The 14,684-nt window shown below is 70.7% G+C and carries 13 protein-coding genes; 6 read left to right on the top strand and 7 right to left on the bottom strand.

From position 1 onward, the window contains the following. Nucleotides 1–14: 14 nt before the first annotated feature. Nucleotides 15–1,457 (bottom strand): MFS transporter, encoded by a 1,443-nt coding sequence (locus tag ACIPYT_RS02805; RefSeq protein ID WP_401070437.1) that lies wholly within the window; start codon nucleotides 1,455–1,457, stop codon nucleotides 15–17. A gap of 78 nt (nucleotides 1,458–1,535) precedes the next feature. Here ACIPYT_RS02805 and ACIPYT_RS02800 point away from each other — a divergent pair, with 78 nt between their 5' ends. Beyond that, nucleotides 1,536–2,861: an alpha-hydroxy-acid oxidizing protein gene (locus ACIPYT_RS02800; protein ID WP_401070435.1), complete on the top strand. Its 1,326-nt coding sequence runs from the start codon at nucleotides 1,536–1,538 to the stop codon at nucleotides 2,859–2,861. 1 nt (nucleotide 2,862) lies between these two features. Here ACIPYT_RS02800 and ACIPYT_RS02795 read toward each other — a convergent pair whose 3' ends face one another. Further along, the gene (locus ACIPYT_RS02795) at nucleotides 2,863–4,326 is read right to left on the bottom strand and encodes a peptide MFS transporter (RefSeq protein ID WP_401070433.1); all 1,464 of its coding nucleotides are present in this window, start codon (nucleotides 4,324–4,326) and stop codon (nucleotides 2,863–2,865) included. A 94-nt stretch (nucleotides 4,327–4,420) separates the two neighbouring features. Between ACIPYT_RS02795 and ACIPYT_RS02790 the strand changes: the two genes are divergently transcribed. Beyond that, nucleotides 4,421–5,113 carry a GNAT family N-acetyltransferase gene (locus ACIPYT_RS02790; RefSeq protein ID WP_401070431.1) on the top strand — a complete coding sequence of 231 codons (693 nt, stop codon included), beginning with the start codon at nucleotides 4,421–4,423 and terminating at the stop codon, nucleotides 5,111–5,113. A gap of 78 nt (nucleotides 5,114–5,191) precedes the next feature. Then, nucleotides 5,192–6,577 (top strand): glycine--tRNA ligase, encoded by a 1,386-nt coding sequence (locus ACIPYT_RS02785; RefSeq protein WP_401070429.1) that lies wholly within the window; start codon nucleotides 5,192–5,194, stop codon nucleotides 6,575–6,577. Nucleotides 6,578–6,603: 26 nt separating this feature from the next. Here the strand turns inward: ACIPYT_RS02785 and ACIPYT_RS02780 are convergent, their stop codons facing one another. Beyond that, entirely contained in the window at nucleotides 6,604–7,563 is a 960-nt protein-coding gene (locus ACIPYT_RS02780) for a helix-turn-helix transcriptional regulator (RefSeq protein ID WP_401070427.1), read from the bottom strand. Between the two features lie 67 nt (nucleotides 7,564–7,630). Here ACIPYT_RS02780 and ACIPYT_RS02775 point away from each other — a divergent pair, with 67 nt between their 5' ends. After that, nucleotides 7,631–8,776, top strand: a complete 1,146-nt coding sequence (locus tag ACIPYT_RS02775; RefSeq protein ID WP_401070425.1) for an epoxide hydrolase family protein — start codon at nucleotides 7,631–7,633, stop codon at nucleotides 8,774–8,776. 309 nt (nucleotides 8,777–9,085) lie between these two features. Here ACIPYT_RS02775 and ACIPYT_RS02770 read toward each other — a convergent pair whose 3' ends face one another. The 4 genes from ACIPYT_RS02770 to ACIPYT_RS02755 all read right to left on the bottom strand — a co-directional run bounded on the left by ACIPYT_RS02770 (nucleotide 9,086) and on the right by ACIPYT_RS02755 (nucleotide 11,877). Next, on the bottom strand, nucleotides 9,086–9,511 hold the full coding sequence (locus ACIPYT_RS02770; RefSeq protein ID WP_401070423.1) for a DUF1801 domain-containing protein: 426 nt from the start codon (nucleotides 9,509–9,511) through the stop codon (nucleotides 9,086–9,088). A 22-nt stretch (nucleotides 9,512–9,533) separates the two neighbouring features. Next, a complete protein-coding gene (locus ACIPYT_RS02765) occupies nucleotides 9,534–10,106 on the bottom strand; it encodes an HhH-GPD-type base excision DNA repair protein (protein WP_401070421.1) in 573 nt (190 codons plus the stop codon). Nucleotides 10,107–10,129: 23 nt separating this feature from the next. After that, a complete protein-coding gene (locus tag ACIPYT_RS02760) occupies nucleotides 10,130–10,396 on the bottom strand; it encodes a hypothetical protein (protein WP_401070419.1) in 267 nt (88 codons plus the stop codon). Between the two features lie 173 nt (nucleotides 10,397–10,569). Next, nucleotides 10,570–11,877 carry a glutamyl-tRNA reductase gene (locus ACIPYT_RS02755; protein ID WP_401070417.1) on the bottom strand — a complete coding sequence of 436 codons (1,308 nt, stop codon included), beginning with the start codon at nucleotides 11,875–11,877 and terminating at the stop codon, nucleotides 10,570–10,572. Between the two features lie 62 nt (nucleotides 11,878–11,939). Here ACIPYT_RS02755 and hemE point away from each other — a divergent pair, with 62 nt between their 5' ends. Beyond that, on the top strand, nucleotides 11,940–12,959 hold the full coding sequence (gene hemE / locus ACIPYT_RS02750) for a uroporphyrinogen decarboxylase (protein ID WP_401070415.1): 1,020 nt from the start codon (nucleotides 11,940–11,942) through the stop codon (nucleotides 12,957–12,959). Further along, entirely contained in the window at nucleotides 12,956–14,563 is a 1,608-nt protein-coding gene (hemG, locus tag ACIPYT_RS02745) for a protoporphyrinogen oxidase (protein WP_401070413.1), read from the top strand. Before hemE ends, hemG begins: the two co-directional genes overlap by 4 nt. The last annotated feature ends 121 nt before the right edge of the window (nucleotides 14,564–14,684 follow it).

Genomic DNA, 14,684 nt, shown 5'->3' with positions numbered 1-14,684 from the left:
GGCGAGCGCCCCGCTCAGCTCGGCAGCGACGGCCGCCGCTCGCTCCCGCGCTGGCGCGGTATGAACAGCGACAGCACGACGGCGACGGCACCTGCGATGATCGCGAGCCAGAAGCACACGTCGAACGCCGTGCGGGTCGGGATCGCGACGCCGTCGACCTCGACGCTCATGGCGGCCAGCACCCCGCCCATGACGGCCGAGGCGCTCGAGGTGCCGACCGACCGGAACAGGGCGTTGAGGCCGTTCGAGGCGCCGGTCTCGTTCGCGGGCACCGAGCGCATGATGATCATCGGCATCGCGGCGAACGAGAACCCGATGCCGACGCCGATGAGGATGTTGCCGACGAGGATGTGCCATACCTCGCTCGACCACAGCAGCACGAACAGGTAGGCGACCACGATCGCCGAAGCGCCGACGGTGAACAGCGGGCGCGGTCCGACCGTGCGTTCGAGCCAGCCGGACAGCGGCGAGATCACCATCATGACCAGGCCGGCGGGCATCACGACGAGCGCGGCCGAGACCATGTCGAGTCCGAACCCCGAGCCGGTCGCCACCGGCATCTCCAGCAGCTGGGGGAAGGTCACGTTCGACGCGAACAGCGCGAAACCCATGCCGATCGCGGCGATGTTCGTGAACAGCACAGCGGGCCGAGCGGCGACGCGCAGATCGAGCAGGGGGTCGGACGCCCGCAACTGGTACCAGCCCCAGAGCAGCAGCACCGCGATACCGCCGCCGATGCAGGCGAGCGTGAGCGGCGACGTCCAGCCCCATTGCGCGCCACGGGAGACGAACAGCAGGATGCCGGTGAGGCCGATCGCCAGTCCGATCGCGCCGAGCACGTCGAGGCGTCCGGGCGTGCGCAGCACGTCCTCCGGCACGGCGACGATCACGAGCGCGAGCCCGATCACACCCAGCGCGGCCGCGAGCCAGAACAGCCAGTGCCAGTCGGCGTTCTCGGCGAGCAGCGCCGCGACCGGCATCCCCACGGCTCCGCCGACGCCCATGGTCGCGCTCATCAGGGCGACGGCGGTACCGAGGCGCTCCGGCGGCAGCACGTCGCGCATGATCGCGATGCCGAGCGGGACGACGCCGGTGACGGCGCCCTGCAGAGCCCGGCCGATGATGACGCCGACGATCGAGCCCGACACGGCGGCGATGAGCGATCCGAGCACGAGCAGCGCGAGCAGCGCGATCACGACGCGGCGCTTGCCGTACATGTCGCCGAGGCGTCCGGAGATGGGAGTCGCGACCGCGGCGACCAGGAGCGTGATCGTGACGACCCAGGTCGTGTCCTCGCGAGAGGAGTTCAGCAGTCGCGGCAGCTCCGCCTGCAGCGGCACCACGAGCGTGAACATGAAGGAGGCGCAGAGCCCGGCGAAGGCGAGCACGGCCACGGTCGCCCAGCGGGGGATTCGTCGGGAGAGCCGTCTGCGTGCGCGATCGTCGTTCTCTCCCATCGTTCCAAGATATCGGCGCGAGGGAACGCGAGGGTCGCGGCCGCAGCGGTCGCCGACCGCGGTGGCTAGCATGGCGTCATGGTCACGAGCAGCGTCGCTCCGGACGATCCCGCATCGGGTCGTGGCATCTCCCGGCGCACCCAGTCCGACATCTACCGTGCGGGCATCAGCGGCACCACGCCCGCGGTGCCGGTCGACCGGGCCGCCCTCGAAGCCGCGGCTCGCCGGACGTTGAGCGCCGAGGCCTTCGCGTACATCGCGGGCGGCGCCGGCGCCGAGACCACGATGCACGCGAACCGCGCGGCCTTCGACCGATGGCAGGTGTGGCCCCGGCCCCTGCGCGACGTCTCCGAGCGCGACCTCTCGATCGATCTCCTCGGGCGTCGTCGCCCCACGCCGCTGCTGCTCGCCCCGCTCGGGGTGATGGAGATGGCCCACCACGATGCGGATCTCGCCGTGGCCAGGGCGGCGGCGTCCCTCGGCGTGCCGTACACGCTGTCGAACCAGGCCTCGTTCCCGATGGAGCGGGTGCGCGACGCCGCCCCCGACTGCTCGCGCTTGTTCCAGCTGTACTGGTCGTCGTCCGACGAGCTCAACGCGTCGCTGCTCGCCCGCGCGGAGGCGTCGGGTTGCGAGGCGATCGTCGTCACGCTCGACACGCACCTGCTCGGCTGGCGCACGCGCGACCTCGACCTCGCGTACCTCCCGTTCACGCGCGGCATGGGGATCGCGCAGTACACGAGCGATCCGGTGTTCCGGCGCCTCGTGCGCGAGCGGGCGGCGCGTCCGGCGAGCGGCGCTGCGCCCCGCGTGAAGGTGACCCCGAAGGCCGTGGCCGCCGCCGTGACGATCGCCCGCAAGGGCGCCGCTCTCACCGGCGCGGGGTTGGGCGACAGCATCCGCTCCCCGCTGCCGCGCGCGGCGGTCGAGACGTTCCTCGACGTGTTCTCGACGCCCGCCCTCACCTGGGACGACCTCGCGAAGGCCCGGGAGTGGACGAGCCTGCCGATCATCCTGAAGGGCATCGTGCACCCTGATGACGCGCAGCGTGCGCTGGACGCCGGTGCCGACGGCATCTGGGTCTCGAATCACGGCGGGCGTCAGATCGACCGCTCGGTGCCTACGCTCGACGTGCTGCCCGACATCGCGCAGCGCGTCTCCGGTCGCGTGCCGATCGTGTTCGACTCCGGGGTGCGCGGGGGAGCCGACGTCGCGATCGCCCTCGCTCTCGGTGCCACGGCCGTGGCGCTGGGGCGCCCTTGCGCCTACGGCCTCGGGGTCGCGGGCGAGGTCGGAGTCCGCGAGGTCGTGCGCAACGTCCTCGCCGAACTCGACATCACGCTGGGCCTCGCGGGTCTCACCGCCGTCGCCGACCTCGACCGCGAGGTGCTGCGGGCGGTGTGAGTCAGCTCACGCCCTTCATGAGCCGCAGCACGGGCTTGACCGACAGCAGCAGCCCCGCGCCGACGAGGATCGCGATGCCGCCGAGGATCGAGAAGTACGGCACCTCGTTCTTGGGGTCGTAGAACCGCACGAGCCATCCGGAGATCGCCGTGCCGAGCGCGATCGAGAGGAAGAACAGCGCGACCATCTGCGTGTGGAACACCGTCGGCGCGAGCTTGGTCGTGACCGAGAGCCCCACCGGGGAGATGAGCAGCTCGGCGATCGTGAACACGAGCAGGATGCCGACGATCGCGAGCAGCGGCGTCGAGTTCGCGGCGCCGTTCGCGAAGATCAGGAACAGCAGGAACGCGGATCCCATGATCATCGCGCCGAGGGCGAACTTCACGGGCGTCGACGGCTGGCGGGCGCCGAGGCGAGTCCAGACCGCCGCGAAGACGCCCGACAGGATGATGATGAACACCGGGTTGATCGACTGCACCCACGACACCGGCATCTCGAAACCGAAGATGTTGCGGTCGAGCCGCTCGTCCGAGTACACGGTGAGCACCGTGAACTGCTGCTGGTACAGCGACCAGAACGCGACGCTCGTGACGAACAGAGGCAGGAAGCCCCACACGCGCGAGCGCTCGGTCGCGTCGATCCGGCGGCTGGAGAGGATGACCGCGAAGTAGGCGATCGCGGCGACGACCGTGCCGATGATCACGATGGTCGAGAGGTTGTCGGGCTTGATCACGCCGAGCAGCACCAGGGCGACGATCACGATGATCGCGGCCACCGTGACGACCGCGACGAGCGGGTAGCGCTTCGCGGGGAGCGGGTTGGGCACGCGCCGCGCCTCGTCGGGCAGCCCTCGGCGGCCGAACGCGTACTGCACGAGACCGAGCGTCATGCCGATCGCGGCGAGTCCGAATCCGAAGTGGAAGCCGAGGGTCGACTGCAGGATGCCGGTGAGGATGGGGCCGAGGAAGGCGCCGAGGTTGATGCCGAGGTAGAACAGCGAGAACCCGGCGTCGCGGCGGGTGTCGTCGGCGCTGTACAGGGTGCCGACCACCGAGGTCGCGTTGGCCTTGAGGCCTCCCGAGCCCAGGGCCACGAGCACGAGGCCCACGCCGACGCCGAGGAACCCCGGCAGCAGGGCGAGCGCGACGTGGCCGGCGACGATCACGATCGCGCTGAGGAACAGCACGCGCTCCGACCCCAGCATCCGGTCGGCGATCCATGCGCCGAGGATGGTCGAGAGGTACACGGAGCCGCCGTAGGCTCCGACGATGCCGCCGGCGACGGCCTGAGGCAGACCCAACCCGCCTTCCGTGACGGAGAAGTAGAGGTAGATCAGCAGGATGCCCTGCATGCCGTAGAAGCTGAAGCGCTCCCACATCTCGACGCCGAACACGTGGACGAGGGCCCACGGCTGGCCGAAGAAACGGGTGTCCGCGGTTTTTTCGGCGGTATCGCTGGTTGCCATCCCTCCACGGTACGCCTGCTCGGCGCGCCGTTCGTCCTGATCTCCCGACGATCGGATTCCGCCTTCGGGCTCGAGAAGGGGCAGACTGGGGGGCGTGCGAACCATCCGTGATCTCGACACCGTTGAACTCATCATCGACGCGCAGGGCGTGCTGGACTCGATCCGCGGCCCCGAACGCGTGATCGACGCCGGCACTCTGCGCGCGCTGCAGCAGTCCGGCAACTACGTCGTCGGCCTGTTCGACGGCGAAGGCGGGGAAGAGCGCATGGTCGGAGCCTCGATCGCGTTCTTCGGCGCTCCGGCCCAGCGGGCGATGCACTCCCACATCACCGCACTGCTTCCGGAGTACCGGGGGCGCGGCTGGGGACGCGAGCTCAAGGAGCACCAGCGCCAGTGGGCGTTCTCGCGCGACGTCGGCCGCATCACCTGGACGTACGACCCGCTCGTCGCGCGCAACGCGCATTTCTTCCTGTCGGTGCTCGGCGCCCGGGTGACCGGGTACTCCGTCAACCGCTACGGCATCTTCGGCGGAGGGGATGCCGGTGACGAGAGCGACCGGCTCGACGTCGAGTGGGCGCTCGCCGACATCGCGAAGCCCCCGGCATCCGATCTCGTGGTCGAGACGCTCGAGATCCCCTCCGACATCGAGGCGCTGCGCGAGACGGACCCGGCGGCGGCGCACGAGTGGCGCACGCGCCTCCGTGCGCAGATGGAGGGTCTGCTCGGCAGCGGACTGCGGATCGCCGGTTTCGACGTCGGGCGCGGCTACCTGTTCACGCGCGCATAATCGCGCGCGGATAGAATTGTCGTGCCCGTTTTCTCGGGCCTCTCTGCATCCCGCCGCATCCCGACCATTGGAGCCACCGTGGCCGAACAGTCTCGTCTCGACAAGGTCATCGCCCTTGCCCGCCACCGCGGGTTCGTCTTCCAGGCGGGTGAGATCTACGGCGGCTCCCGGTCGGCCTGGGACTACGGACCCCTCGGCACCGAGCTCAAGGAGAACATCCGCCGCCAGTGGTGGCAGACGTTCGTGCGCGGTCGCGGCGACATGGTCGGCCTCGACTCGAGCATCATCCTGCCCAAGCGCGTGTGGGAGGCCTCGGGTCACGTCGCGACGTTCACCGACCCGCTCGTCGAGTGCCTGAGCTGCCACAAGCGCTTCCGCGCCGACAACCTCATCGAGGACTTCGAGGCGCGCAAGGGCCGCAAGGCCGAGAACGGTCTGGCCGACGTCCCGTGCCCGAACTGCGGCACGAAGGGGCAGTACACCGAGCCGAAGTCGTTCTCGGGCCTCGTGAAGACCTACCTCGGTGTCGTCGACGACGAATCCGGCCTGCACTTCCTGCGTCCGGAGACCGCGCAGGGCATCTTCGTGAACTTCTCGAACGTGCTCACCGCGAGCCGCAAGAAGCCGCCGTTCGGCATCGGCCAGGTCGGCAAGGCGTTCCGCAACGAGATCACCCCCGGCAACTTCATCTTCCGCACCCGCGAGTTCGAGCAGATGGAGATCGAGTTCTTCACGCCGCCGGCCGACGCGCCGGAGTGGTTCGCGCACTGGGTCGAGGCCTGCTGGAGCTGGTTCATCGATCTGGGCATCGACCCGGAGAACATGCGCCAGTTCGACGTGCCCGAGGAGGATCGCGCGCACTACTCGGCCGGCACGATCGACGTCGAGTACCGCTTCGGGTTCCAGGGCAAGGAGTGGGGCGAGCTCATGGGCGTCGCCAACCGCACCGATTACGATCTGTCGAGCCACAGCGAGGCCTCGGGGCAGAGCATGACGTACTTCGACCAGGCCTCGGGCGAGCGGTACACGCCGTACGTGATCGAGCCCTCGTTCGGCCTGACCCGCGCGATGATGGCGTTCCTCGTCGACGCCTACCGCGAGGAGGAGGTGCCGAACGCGAAGGGCGGCACCGACGTCCGCACCGTGCTGAAGCTCGATCCGCGCCTCGCGCCGGTCAAGGCCGCCGTGCTCCCGCTGTCGCGCAACGAGCGCCTCTCGCCGCTCGCACGCGAGGTGGCCGACACGCTGCGCAGCTCGTGGGCCGTCGACTTCGACGACGCCGGCGCGATCGGCCGCCGCTACCGTCGGCAGGATGAGATCGGCACGCCCTTCTGCGTCACGGTCGACTTCGACTCGCTCGACGACAACGCCGTGACCGTGCGCGACCGCGACACCATGGCACAGGAGCGCGTCCGCATCGACCAGCTCCACGCGTACCTCGCCGAGCGCCTCAAGGGGGCCTGAGCGGGGTCACCCCGCGGCCTTCGGGTTCACCCCGAGCCGGCGACCGCCCGCGCATAGCGTTCCGACAGCGTCTGCAGTCGAGGGATCAGCTCGGGCGGCGATTCGACGGTGAAGTCCATCATCAGCATCCCGATGTACGCGGCGACGGTGTCGAGGCTGTCGGCTCCTGTCACGAGGATGCAGTGGGTCTCGTCGACCGGCTCGACGACGCCGACCGCGGCATGGATGCGGTCGAGAACCGCCTCCGCAGGGGCGTCGATGCGCAGTCGAGCGTGCACGACCCATCCGCTCACGGCGATCGTGCGCATCGCGAACGCCGTGTAGTCGCCTCCCGGGAGCGGTTGCGGAGCGAACCGCCGTCTGGTCGGCATGCGCAGCGTCATCCAGTCCACCCGGTACGTCGACCAGTCGCCGCCCTGCGGATCGCGGCCGACGAGGTACCAGCGCCGATGCCAGGTCAGGAGCCGATACGGCTCGACGAGGCGCGGGTCGCCGTCGTACTCGAATCGCAGCCACTCCTCGTTGCGGATCGCCGTCGCGATCGCCTGCAGCGCAGCCGCATCGACCTCGGGGTCGGGGGCGTCGGTGTCGTTGTTCTCGGGAGCGCGGTCGACGCTCGACCGCAGGGCGTCGACTGTCGGGCGCAGATGAGACGGCAGGACCTGCTCGAGCTTCGCGAGGGCGCGAGCACCGGAGTCCGCGATCCCTGCGATGCCGGCGGCGGCGCGGAGTCCGACCGTGACCGCGACGGCCTCCTCGTCGTCGAGCAGCAGCGGGGGGAGCTTGCCTCCGGCGCCGAGGCGGTATCCGCCCGTCGAGCCCCGTGTGGCGTCGACGGGGTAGCCGAGGGCGCGCAGGCGCTCGATGTCGTGGCGGATCGTGCGAGCGGAGACGCCGAGCCGTGCGGACAGCTCGCTGCCCGAGCGCCCGGGCGCGGTCTGCAGCTGTGCCAGGAGGGCCAGCAGGCGGGCGGTCGGATCGCTCATGAGATCTCCGAAAATCGGTGCGTTCATTAGGAACATATTCAACCTATTGAATTCCTACCGTGGAGACATGAACAACACGACACTCGCCTTCCGCCCCTTCACCGTCTCGGTCTCCGCCGCCGAGGTCGCCGATCTGCAGGATCGCCTCGCCCGTACCCGGCTTCCGCAGCCGTCTCCTGTGGACGACTGGGATGCCGGAACCCCGAACGCCTATCTGCGCAAGGCGATCACCGCGTGGCGGGCGTTCGACTGGGAGGCCGCCCAGGAGCGGCTCAACGCGCACCCGCAGTTCACGACCGAGATCGACGGGCAGACCATCCACTTCCTGCACGTCAGGTCGCGTCACGAGGGCGCGACCCCGCTGCTGCTCGCCCACACGTATCCCGGCTCAGCCGTCGACTACCTCGACCTGATCGACGAGCTCGTGGATCCCGTCGCCCACGGCGGTCGCGCCGAAGACGCCTTCGACGTCGTGATCCCCGACGCCCCGGGATACGGGTTCTCGCAGCCGCTCGCGTCGTCCGGATGGACCACCGCGAGGGTCGCGGAGGCCTATGACCGGCTGATGCGGGCGCTCGGCTACGACTCCTACGGCATCCACGGGTCGGACAACGGCGCGATGGTGGCGCGTGAGCTCGGGCTGCGCGCGCCGGAGGGATTCCTCGGACTCCACGTCCTGCAGCTCTTCTCGTTCCCGTCGGGCGACCCCGCCGAGTTCGAGCGTCTCGAACCGCAGGACTATGCGGGGCTCGAGCACATGCAGTGGTTCCAGTCGGTCGGCGGCTACAACACCATGAACTCGTCGCGTCCGCAGACGGTCTCGGTCGGGCTCAGCGACTCACCGGTCGGGCTGCTCGCCTACAGTGAGCTGTTCGCCTCGTTCGGCAACGGCACCTCGCTCGTCCCGCTCGAGAAGATCCTGCTCGAGGTGAGTGTGAACTGGTTCGCGAACGCCGCGTCGGGGATGAGCCGCAGCTACCTCGAGAACGCGCGAGCGGATGCGGCGGACGGCGCCGAACCGCGGGTGAGCGATGCGCGCACGGGCGTGGCCGTGTTCGCCGACGACTTCCAGACGATCCGGGTGTTCGCGGAGCGCGACAACTCGAACATCGTGCACTGGAGCCGCTTCGACGAGGGCGGCCACTACGCCGCGCTGGAGCGTCCGGCGGTGCTGGCTGCGGATCTCCGCGCCTTCTTCGCCGATCAGGGCTGAGGATCGCAGAGCATGCCTCAGCCGCACTGAGCGGCGTGGCGCGTCCGAGCCCGGTCGGATCCCGCACCGAGCCCCTCGCCGTCCGTGCGGCGAGGGGCTCGACGCTGTGCGCACCGGGCCTGGCATGTCCTCATGATCGAGGAGCTCTCGTGATCGAGGAATGGAGCGAGTTCCATGTCGCGATGGCGGGCGCTCCACGTCATTGCGGCAGGGTGCGTGCTCGCGGTCGTCAGCGCCGTCGTGGTGTCGTGGGTCGCGCTCGTCGAGGTGCTGCGCCGAGACCGCAGCGCGTCACGTGCGCACGACGGGTCAGCCCGTGACGGTGATCTGCGCCTCGGGCGAGCCGCCGGCCTCCATCCACGCCAGTGATCGCGTGAGGATGCCGCGGAGCACGTCGAGGTCGACCTGCTCGAGGTCCTTGATGTAGACGCAGCTCGCGCCGGTGGTGTGCGGTCCGAGCGTCGACAGCGCCTCGGCGTGCGCATCGGCCCCGTCGAAGAGATAGATCGTGGTCGCGGCCGCGCGGGGCGCGAAGCCCAGTAGCCCGCTGTCGCCCTCGGTGCCGGTCGGGTAGCGGTAGTGGCACGAGCCGAATCCGATGATCGTGCCCCACGTCTGCGGTTCGCGCCCGGAGACCTCCTGCATCAGCGCGGTGAGGGTCTCGGCATCCCTTCTGCGGATCGCAGGTTTCGCGCGCGCGATCAGACCCGCGACGTCGTCGCCGGTGGGCCTCATGCCCGTGCCTCGGTCGCGGTCGTCATGCCTTCGCCTTGGCTGCGGCCTTCATGGCCTTCTTGTGCTCGCGCACCTTGGTCAGCGACTCGGGCGAGACGATGTCGGCGACGCTGCGGAAAGACCCGTCCTCGCCGTAGGCGCCGGCCGCCTCGCGCCATCCTTCTCCCGTGAACCCGTACTGCTTGCCGAGCAGAGCCAGGAAGATCTTCGCCTTCTGCTCGCCGAAGCCCGGCAGGGCCTTGAGCCTCTTCAGCACCTCGGCACCGCTCGGGTCGCCGTCGGTCCAGAGCGCGGCGGCGTCGCCGCCCCAGTGATCGACGAGATCCTGACAGAGCGTCTGCACGCGTGCCGCCATGGATCCGGGGAACCGGTGCACGGCGGGTGTCGTCTTGAACGCCTCCAGGAACTCGTCGGGGTCCATGCCGGCGATGGCGGCGGCATCCGCGGCTCCCGTGCGCTGTTCGATCTTGAGCGGACCGGCGAAGGCGGTCTCCATGGGCACCTGCTGGTCGAGCAGCATCCCCACCAGCAGGGCGAGGGGGTTCTCGGTGAGCAGGGCGTCGGCGGCGGTGTCTCCGGTGATGTGAAGGGCCATGCGTCCAGTCTGACAGCCCGCGCTCACAGGCGCTGCAATCGCGCCACCGGGCCTTCGATCCGGGCGATGGAGATCTTGATCTCGGCGATCTCGCCGCGTATCTCCTCGAACTGCGTATCGATCTTCTCGAACCGTGCGTCGATCTTCTCGAATCGGGCGTCGATCTTCTCGAACCGGCCGTCCAGCGCCTTCGTCTGCCGCGCGAGCAGATGCCCGACGCCGCCGAGCACGGTGAGGGTGAAGGCGAAGAGTGCGATGATCATGCCGATCACATCCGGAGTCACGAGCATCCTCCCAGTGTGCGCGGTCGGTCCGCGCTTGTCACCGATCCGACGATATGAAGCATCTCGGAGGCGGGGGAGTCATCGATCGCGTACCCGTCGGGTACGGGGGAGAACTCACCGGGGAGATCGAGCTGTGGAGACCTCGTCGAGGGCGCACCCCCCGGGAGTCTCCTGCCGGATCAGGCGGTGGCGGCGTCGTCCGCGATCGTGCCCCGCGCCGGCTCCATCGGCTCGAGGCCGTAGAGAGTCGACAGTGCGGAGGCGAACTCGTCGGCGCGACCCGCGGCCGCGAGCTCGTGCGCCCGGGTCGTGGGTGCGTGCAGCAGCACTCCGGCGAGGTGGCGCAGCGCCTGCTCGACCTTGCCGTCCTGATCGCCGCGCGCGCGGGCCCGGTCGATCTCTGAGTCGAGCAGGGAGAAGATGTGCGAGCGCAGCGCGACGACCGAGGGGGTCACGCTCTGGCGGCTGCCCACCACGTGGAACGTGTCAGCGGCCTCGCGCACGACCGATCGCGCGGCGTCCGTCGCCTGCAGCTCCTCGAGGGGTGCGTGCAGGCTGATCGTCTCGAGGTCGAGCAGCGCCACGCCTTCGAGGGCTGCGACTGCGGGGTCGACGTTGCGCGGCATCCCGAGATCGATCACGAGCTGACTGTGCGAGGCGACCGGGCAGCCGAGGGCTGCCGGGCCGGTCGCCGCGGCGAGGTGCGCCGGCGTGAGCACGGGCTCGGTCGCCGTGGTGCAGGTGATGAGGAGGCTGGAGCGCGCGGCGACCCGCGCGTACTCCGCCGCCGACACGGCGCGGAGGCCGTGCTTCGCCGCGAACTTCTCGGCGCGGCCGGAGGGGGAGTAGACGGAGATGTCGACGGCTCCGCGCTCGCGGAGGGTCGCGAGCGTGACGGCCGCGTACGCGCCGGTGCCCACCAGCAGAACGCGCTCGGCGGACCAGTCGGCGATGCGGCTGTCGGCGAGCTCCAGCGCGAGACGCACGAGCGAGCGACCGGCGCGGCCCAGAGCGGTGACGTTCTTGACCTTGCGCTGCGCCTGGCTCGCGCGCTGGAACAGGCGCTCGAGCTCGGGGGAGGTGGTGCCGTCCTTGCGGGCGCTCTTGAGGGCGCGGCGCACCTGACCGGCGATCTCGCCCTCGCCGGAGACCACGGACTCGAGCCCGGATGCGACCGAGAACAGGTGCTCGGCGACATGGCGTCCGGAGTGCACCTCGTACGCGCCGTCCATCTCGCCGACCGTGATGCCGGTCGCGGACTCCACGGCCTCGAGCACGGCCTCGACGCCGATCGCGCCTGCGGCGGTGACGGGCTCGTCCATCTCGACGTACGCCTCGAAGCGGTTGCACGTCGCCAGCACGACCGCACCCTGCACGCACGACGCTGCGTCCACCACGGTGGAGGCGACGTCGTCGGGGGTGCGGCTCAGGCGTTCGAGCAGTTCGAAGGAGGCGGTCTTGTGACTCGCCGTGACACACAGCAGCACCCCACGAGTCTACCCCGCTCCGCGCACAGGTCGGCCAGGGGGTGGGATGGGAGGATGGAGGCATGGCCCTCTCCGACGCTCCTCTGCTGCGCGCCCTCACCGGTCCCCGCCCCGATCGCACGCCCGTGTGGTTCATGCGCCAGGCCGGTCGTTCGCTCCCCGAGTACCGGGAGCTGCGGGTCGGCACACGGATGCTGGACGCTTGCCTCACGCCCGATCTGGCGGCCGAGATCACCCTGCAGCCGGTGCGGCGCCACGGCGTCGATGCCGCTGTGTTCTTCAGCGACATCGTGATCCCGCTGCGCCTCGCCGGTGTGGACGTCGAGATCGAGCCGGGCCGCGGCCCGGTGTTCGCGAACCCGGTGCGCACCGCCGACGACGTCCGGCGCATCACCGCGATCGACCCCGACGCCCTCGACGGCACCGCCGTCGCCGAGGCCGTGCGCATCGTCACCGCCGAGCTCGGCGACACCCCGCTGATCGGCTTCGCGGGTGCGCCGTTCACGCTCGCCGCCTATCTCGTGGAGGGCGGCCCGTCCAAGGAGCACCTGCGGGCTCGGGCGATGATGCACGGCGATCCGGACTCCTGGAACGCGCTCGCCGGCTGGCTGGCGCGGGTGTCGCGGCGGTTCCTCGAGATCCAGCGCGACGCGGGAGCATCCGTCGTGCAGCTGTTCGACTCGTGGGCGGGCTCCCTCAGCCCCGCCGACTACCGGCGTTTCGTGGCGCCGCATTCGCATGCGGCGCTGCAGGGCATCGGTCTCCCGGCCATCCACTTCGGCGTCGGCACCGGCCCGTTCCTCGCCGACATGCGTCTCGACGGCGTGGCCGACGGCGTGGGCGTCGACTGGCGCCTGCCGCTCGACGAGGCCGCGGCGATCGTGGGTCCCGACACGGCGCTGCAGGGCAACATCGATCCGGCGCTGCTGTCGGCGCCGTGGCCCGTGCTCGAAGCCCACGTGCGCGACGTGCTCGAGCGCGGACGCTCCGCGAAGGGGCACATCCTCAACCTCGGTCACGGCGTGCCGCCCGAGACCGACCCCGATCAGCTCACCCGCATCGTCGAGCTCGTGCACTCATGAGCGACGCGACTCCGGCATCCGCGTCGTCCGCGTCCGGTCCTGCTGCCGACCGCGAGGCCGAAGCCGCCCGCGCCGAGCTCGAGTCGCGCGCGGCGCGCGCGGCGCAGCGGCACGTCGTCGTGATCGGCGGAGGGATCAGCGGTCTCGTCGCGGCGCGGGAGTGCGCGAAGGTGGGCATGCAGGTCACTCTGCTGGAGGCGTCGGATGCCGTCGGCGGAGCGATCCGCAGCGCCGACCTCGACGGGGTGGTCGTGGACGCCGGGGCGGAGAGCTACGCCACGCGGGGCGGCCATGTGCGCGCCCTGATCGCGGAGCTCGGCCTGGACGACCGCGTCGTCGCGCCCGCGGCCGGTGGCGCGTGGCTCGCCGGGATCCCCGGCGTCGGCGCCGCCCCGCTGCCGGTCGGCGGAATCCTCGGCATCCCGAGCAACCCCTTCCAGGAGGACGTGCGACGCATCATCGGGTGGTCGGGCGTCTGGCGTGCGTACGTCGACCGCATCCGCCCTCCGCTCACGATCGGGCATGACCGCAGTCTCGGCAACCTCGTGCGCACCCGCATGGGCGCGAGGGTCCGCGACCGGCTCGTCGCCCCGGTGACCACCGGCGTGTACTCGGCGGCGCCGGAGGACGTCGACGTCGACGTCGCGGCCCCCGGCCTGAACGCGGCGCTCACGAGCGTGGGATCGCTGTCCGGCGCCGTGCAGGTGCTGCGTGACCAGAGTGCATCCGCGGCCGCGAAGGCGACGACCCCCGGCGCGGCGGTCGAGGGACTCGTGGGAGGGATGGTGTCGCTCGTCGACGCGCTCGTCGCCGACATCGAGACTCTCGGCGGTATCGTCCGCACCGGAACGACGGTCACGGAGCTGGTGCGCTCCGATGGCGCCTGGTCAGTCGTGATCGACGAGCCCGGCATCGACAAGCCCGCATCGACCGCCGCTCCGGAACCCGATGACGTCGACGCGGCACCCGCGGTGCAGATCGACGCCGACGCGCCCGTGCTCACGGCGGATGCCGTGGTCGTCGCGACGTCCGAGGCCGTGGCGCGGATCCTGCTCGCCGATGCGGTCCCCGCGCTGGCGACGGCCGCGCCCGCCGAGGCCCCCGAGATCGAGGTCGTCACGCTGCTGCTCGCAGCGGGCGCCCTCGACGGGGCTCCCCGCGGCACGGGTGTGCTCACGGTGCCCGGCAGTCACACGGCCAAGGCGCTCACGCACTCCAGCGCGAAGTGGACGTGGGTGCGCGAGGCCGCCGGCGACCGGCACGTCGTGCGGGTGTCGTTCGGCGCCCAGGGCGAGCCCGCCGCGACGGCCGACCTCGACGACGCATCCGCCGCGGAGCTGGCCTTGCGCGAGGCGGCGTCCCTGCTCGGTGCACCGCTCGGTGCCGACGATCTGCTGGCGGCGCATCGCGCCCGGTTCGTGCAGGCGCAACCGGCGTCGATCATCGGCTCGCGAGAGCGACGCGATGCCGCTCGCGCCGCCGTGCGCGCCGTGCCCGGACTCGCCGCCGTCGGGGCCTGGCTCGCCGGAACCGGTCTCGCGCAGGTCGTGCCCGACGCCCACGACGAGGCCGACCGTCTCCGCCGAGGACTGCTGAGCGACTGAGGCGGGTCCTTCTCGTCGATCGGGCTCTCCGCGGCGGTTCGGAGACGCGTCGACGGCGCGACGCCTGAGGGTTCCGCACCGCCGTGTCAACCCTCTGTGCGGTAGATGCCGAAATCGGCAT

Origin of the sequence: Microbacterium sp. NPDC089695, from assembly GCF_044749085.1 — a bacterium.
In the GTDB taxonomy this organism is placed as follows: domain Bacteria; phylum Actinomycetota; class Actinomycetes; order Actinomycetales; family Microbacteriaceae; genus Microbacterium.
The sequence above is the reverse complement of the archived record's forward strand: the minus strand, read 5'-3'. Positions and strand labels throughout refer to the sequence as shown.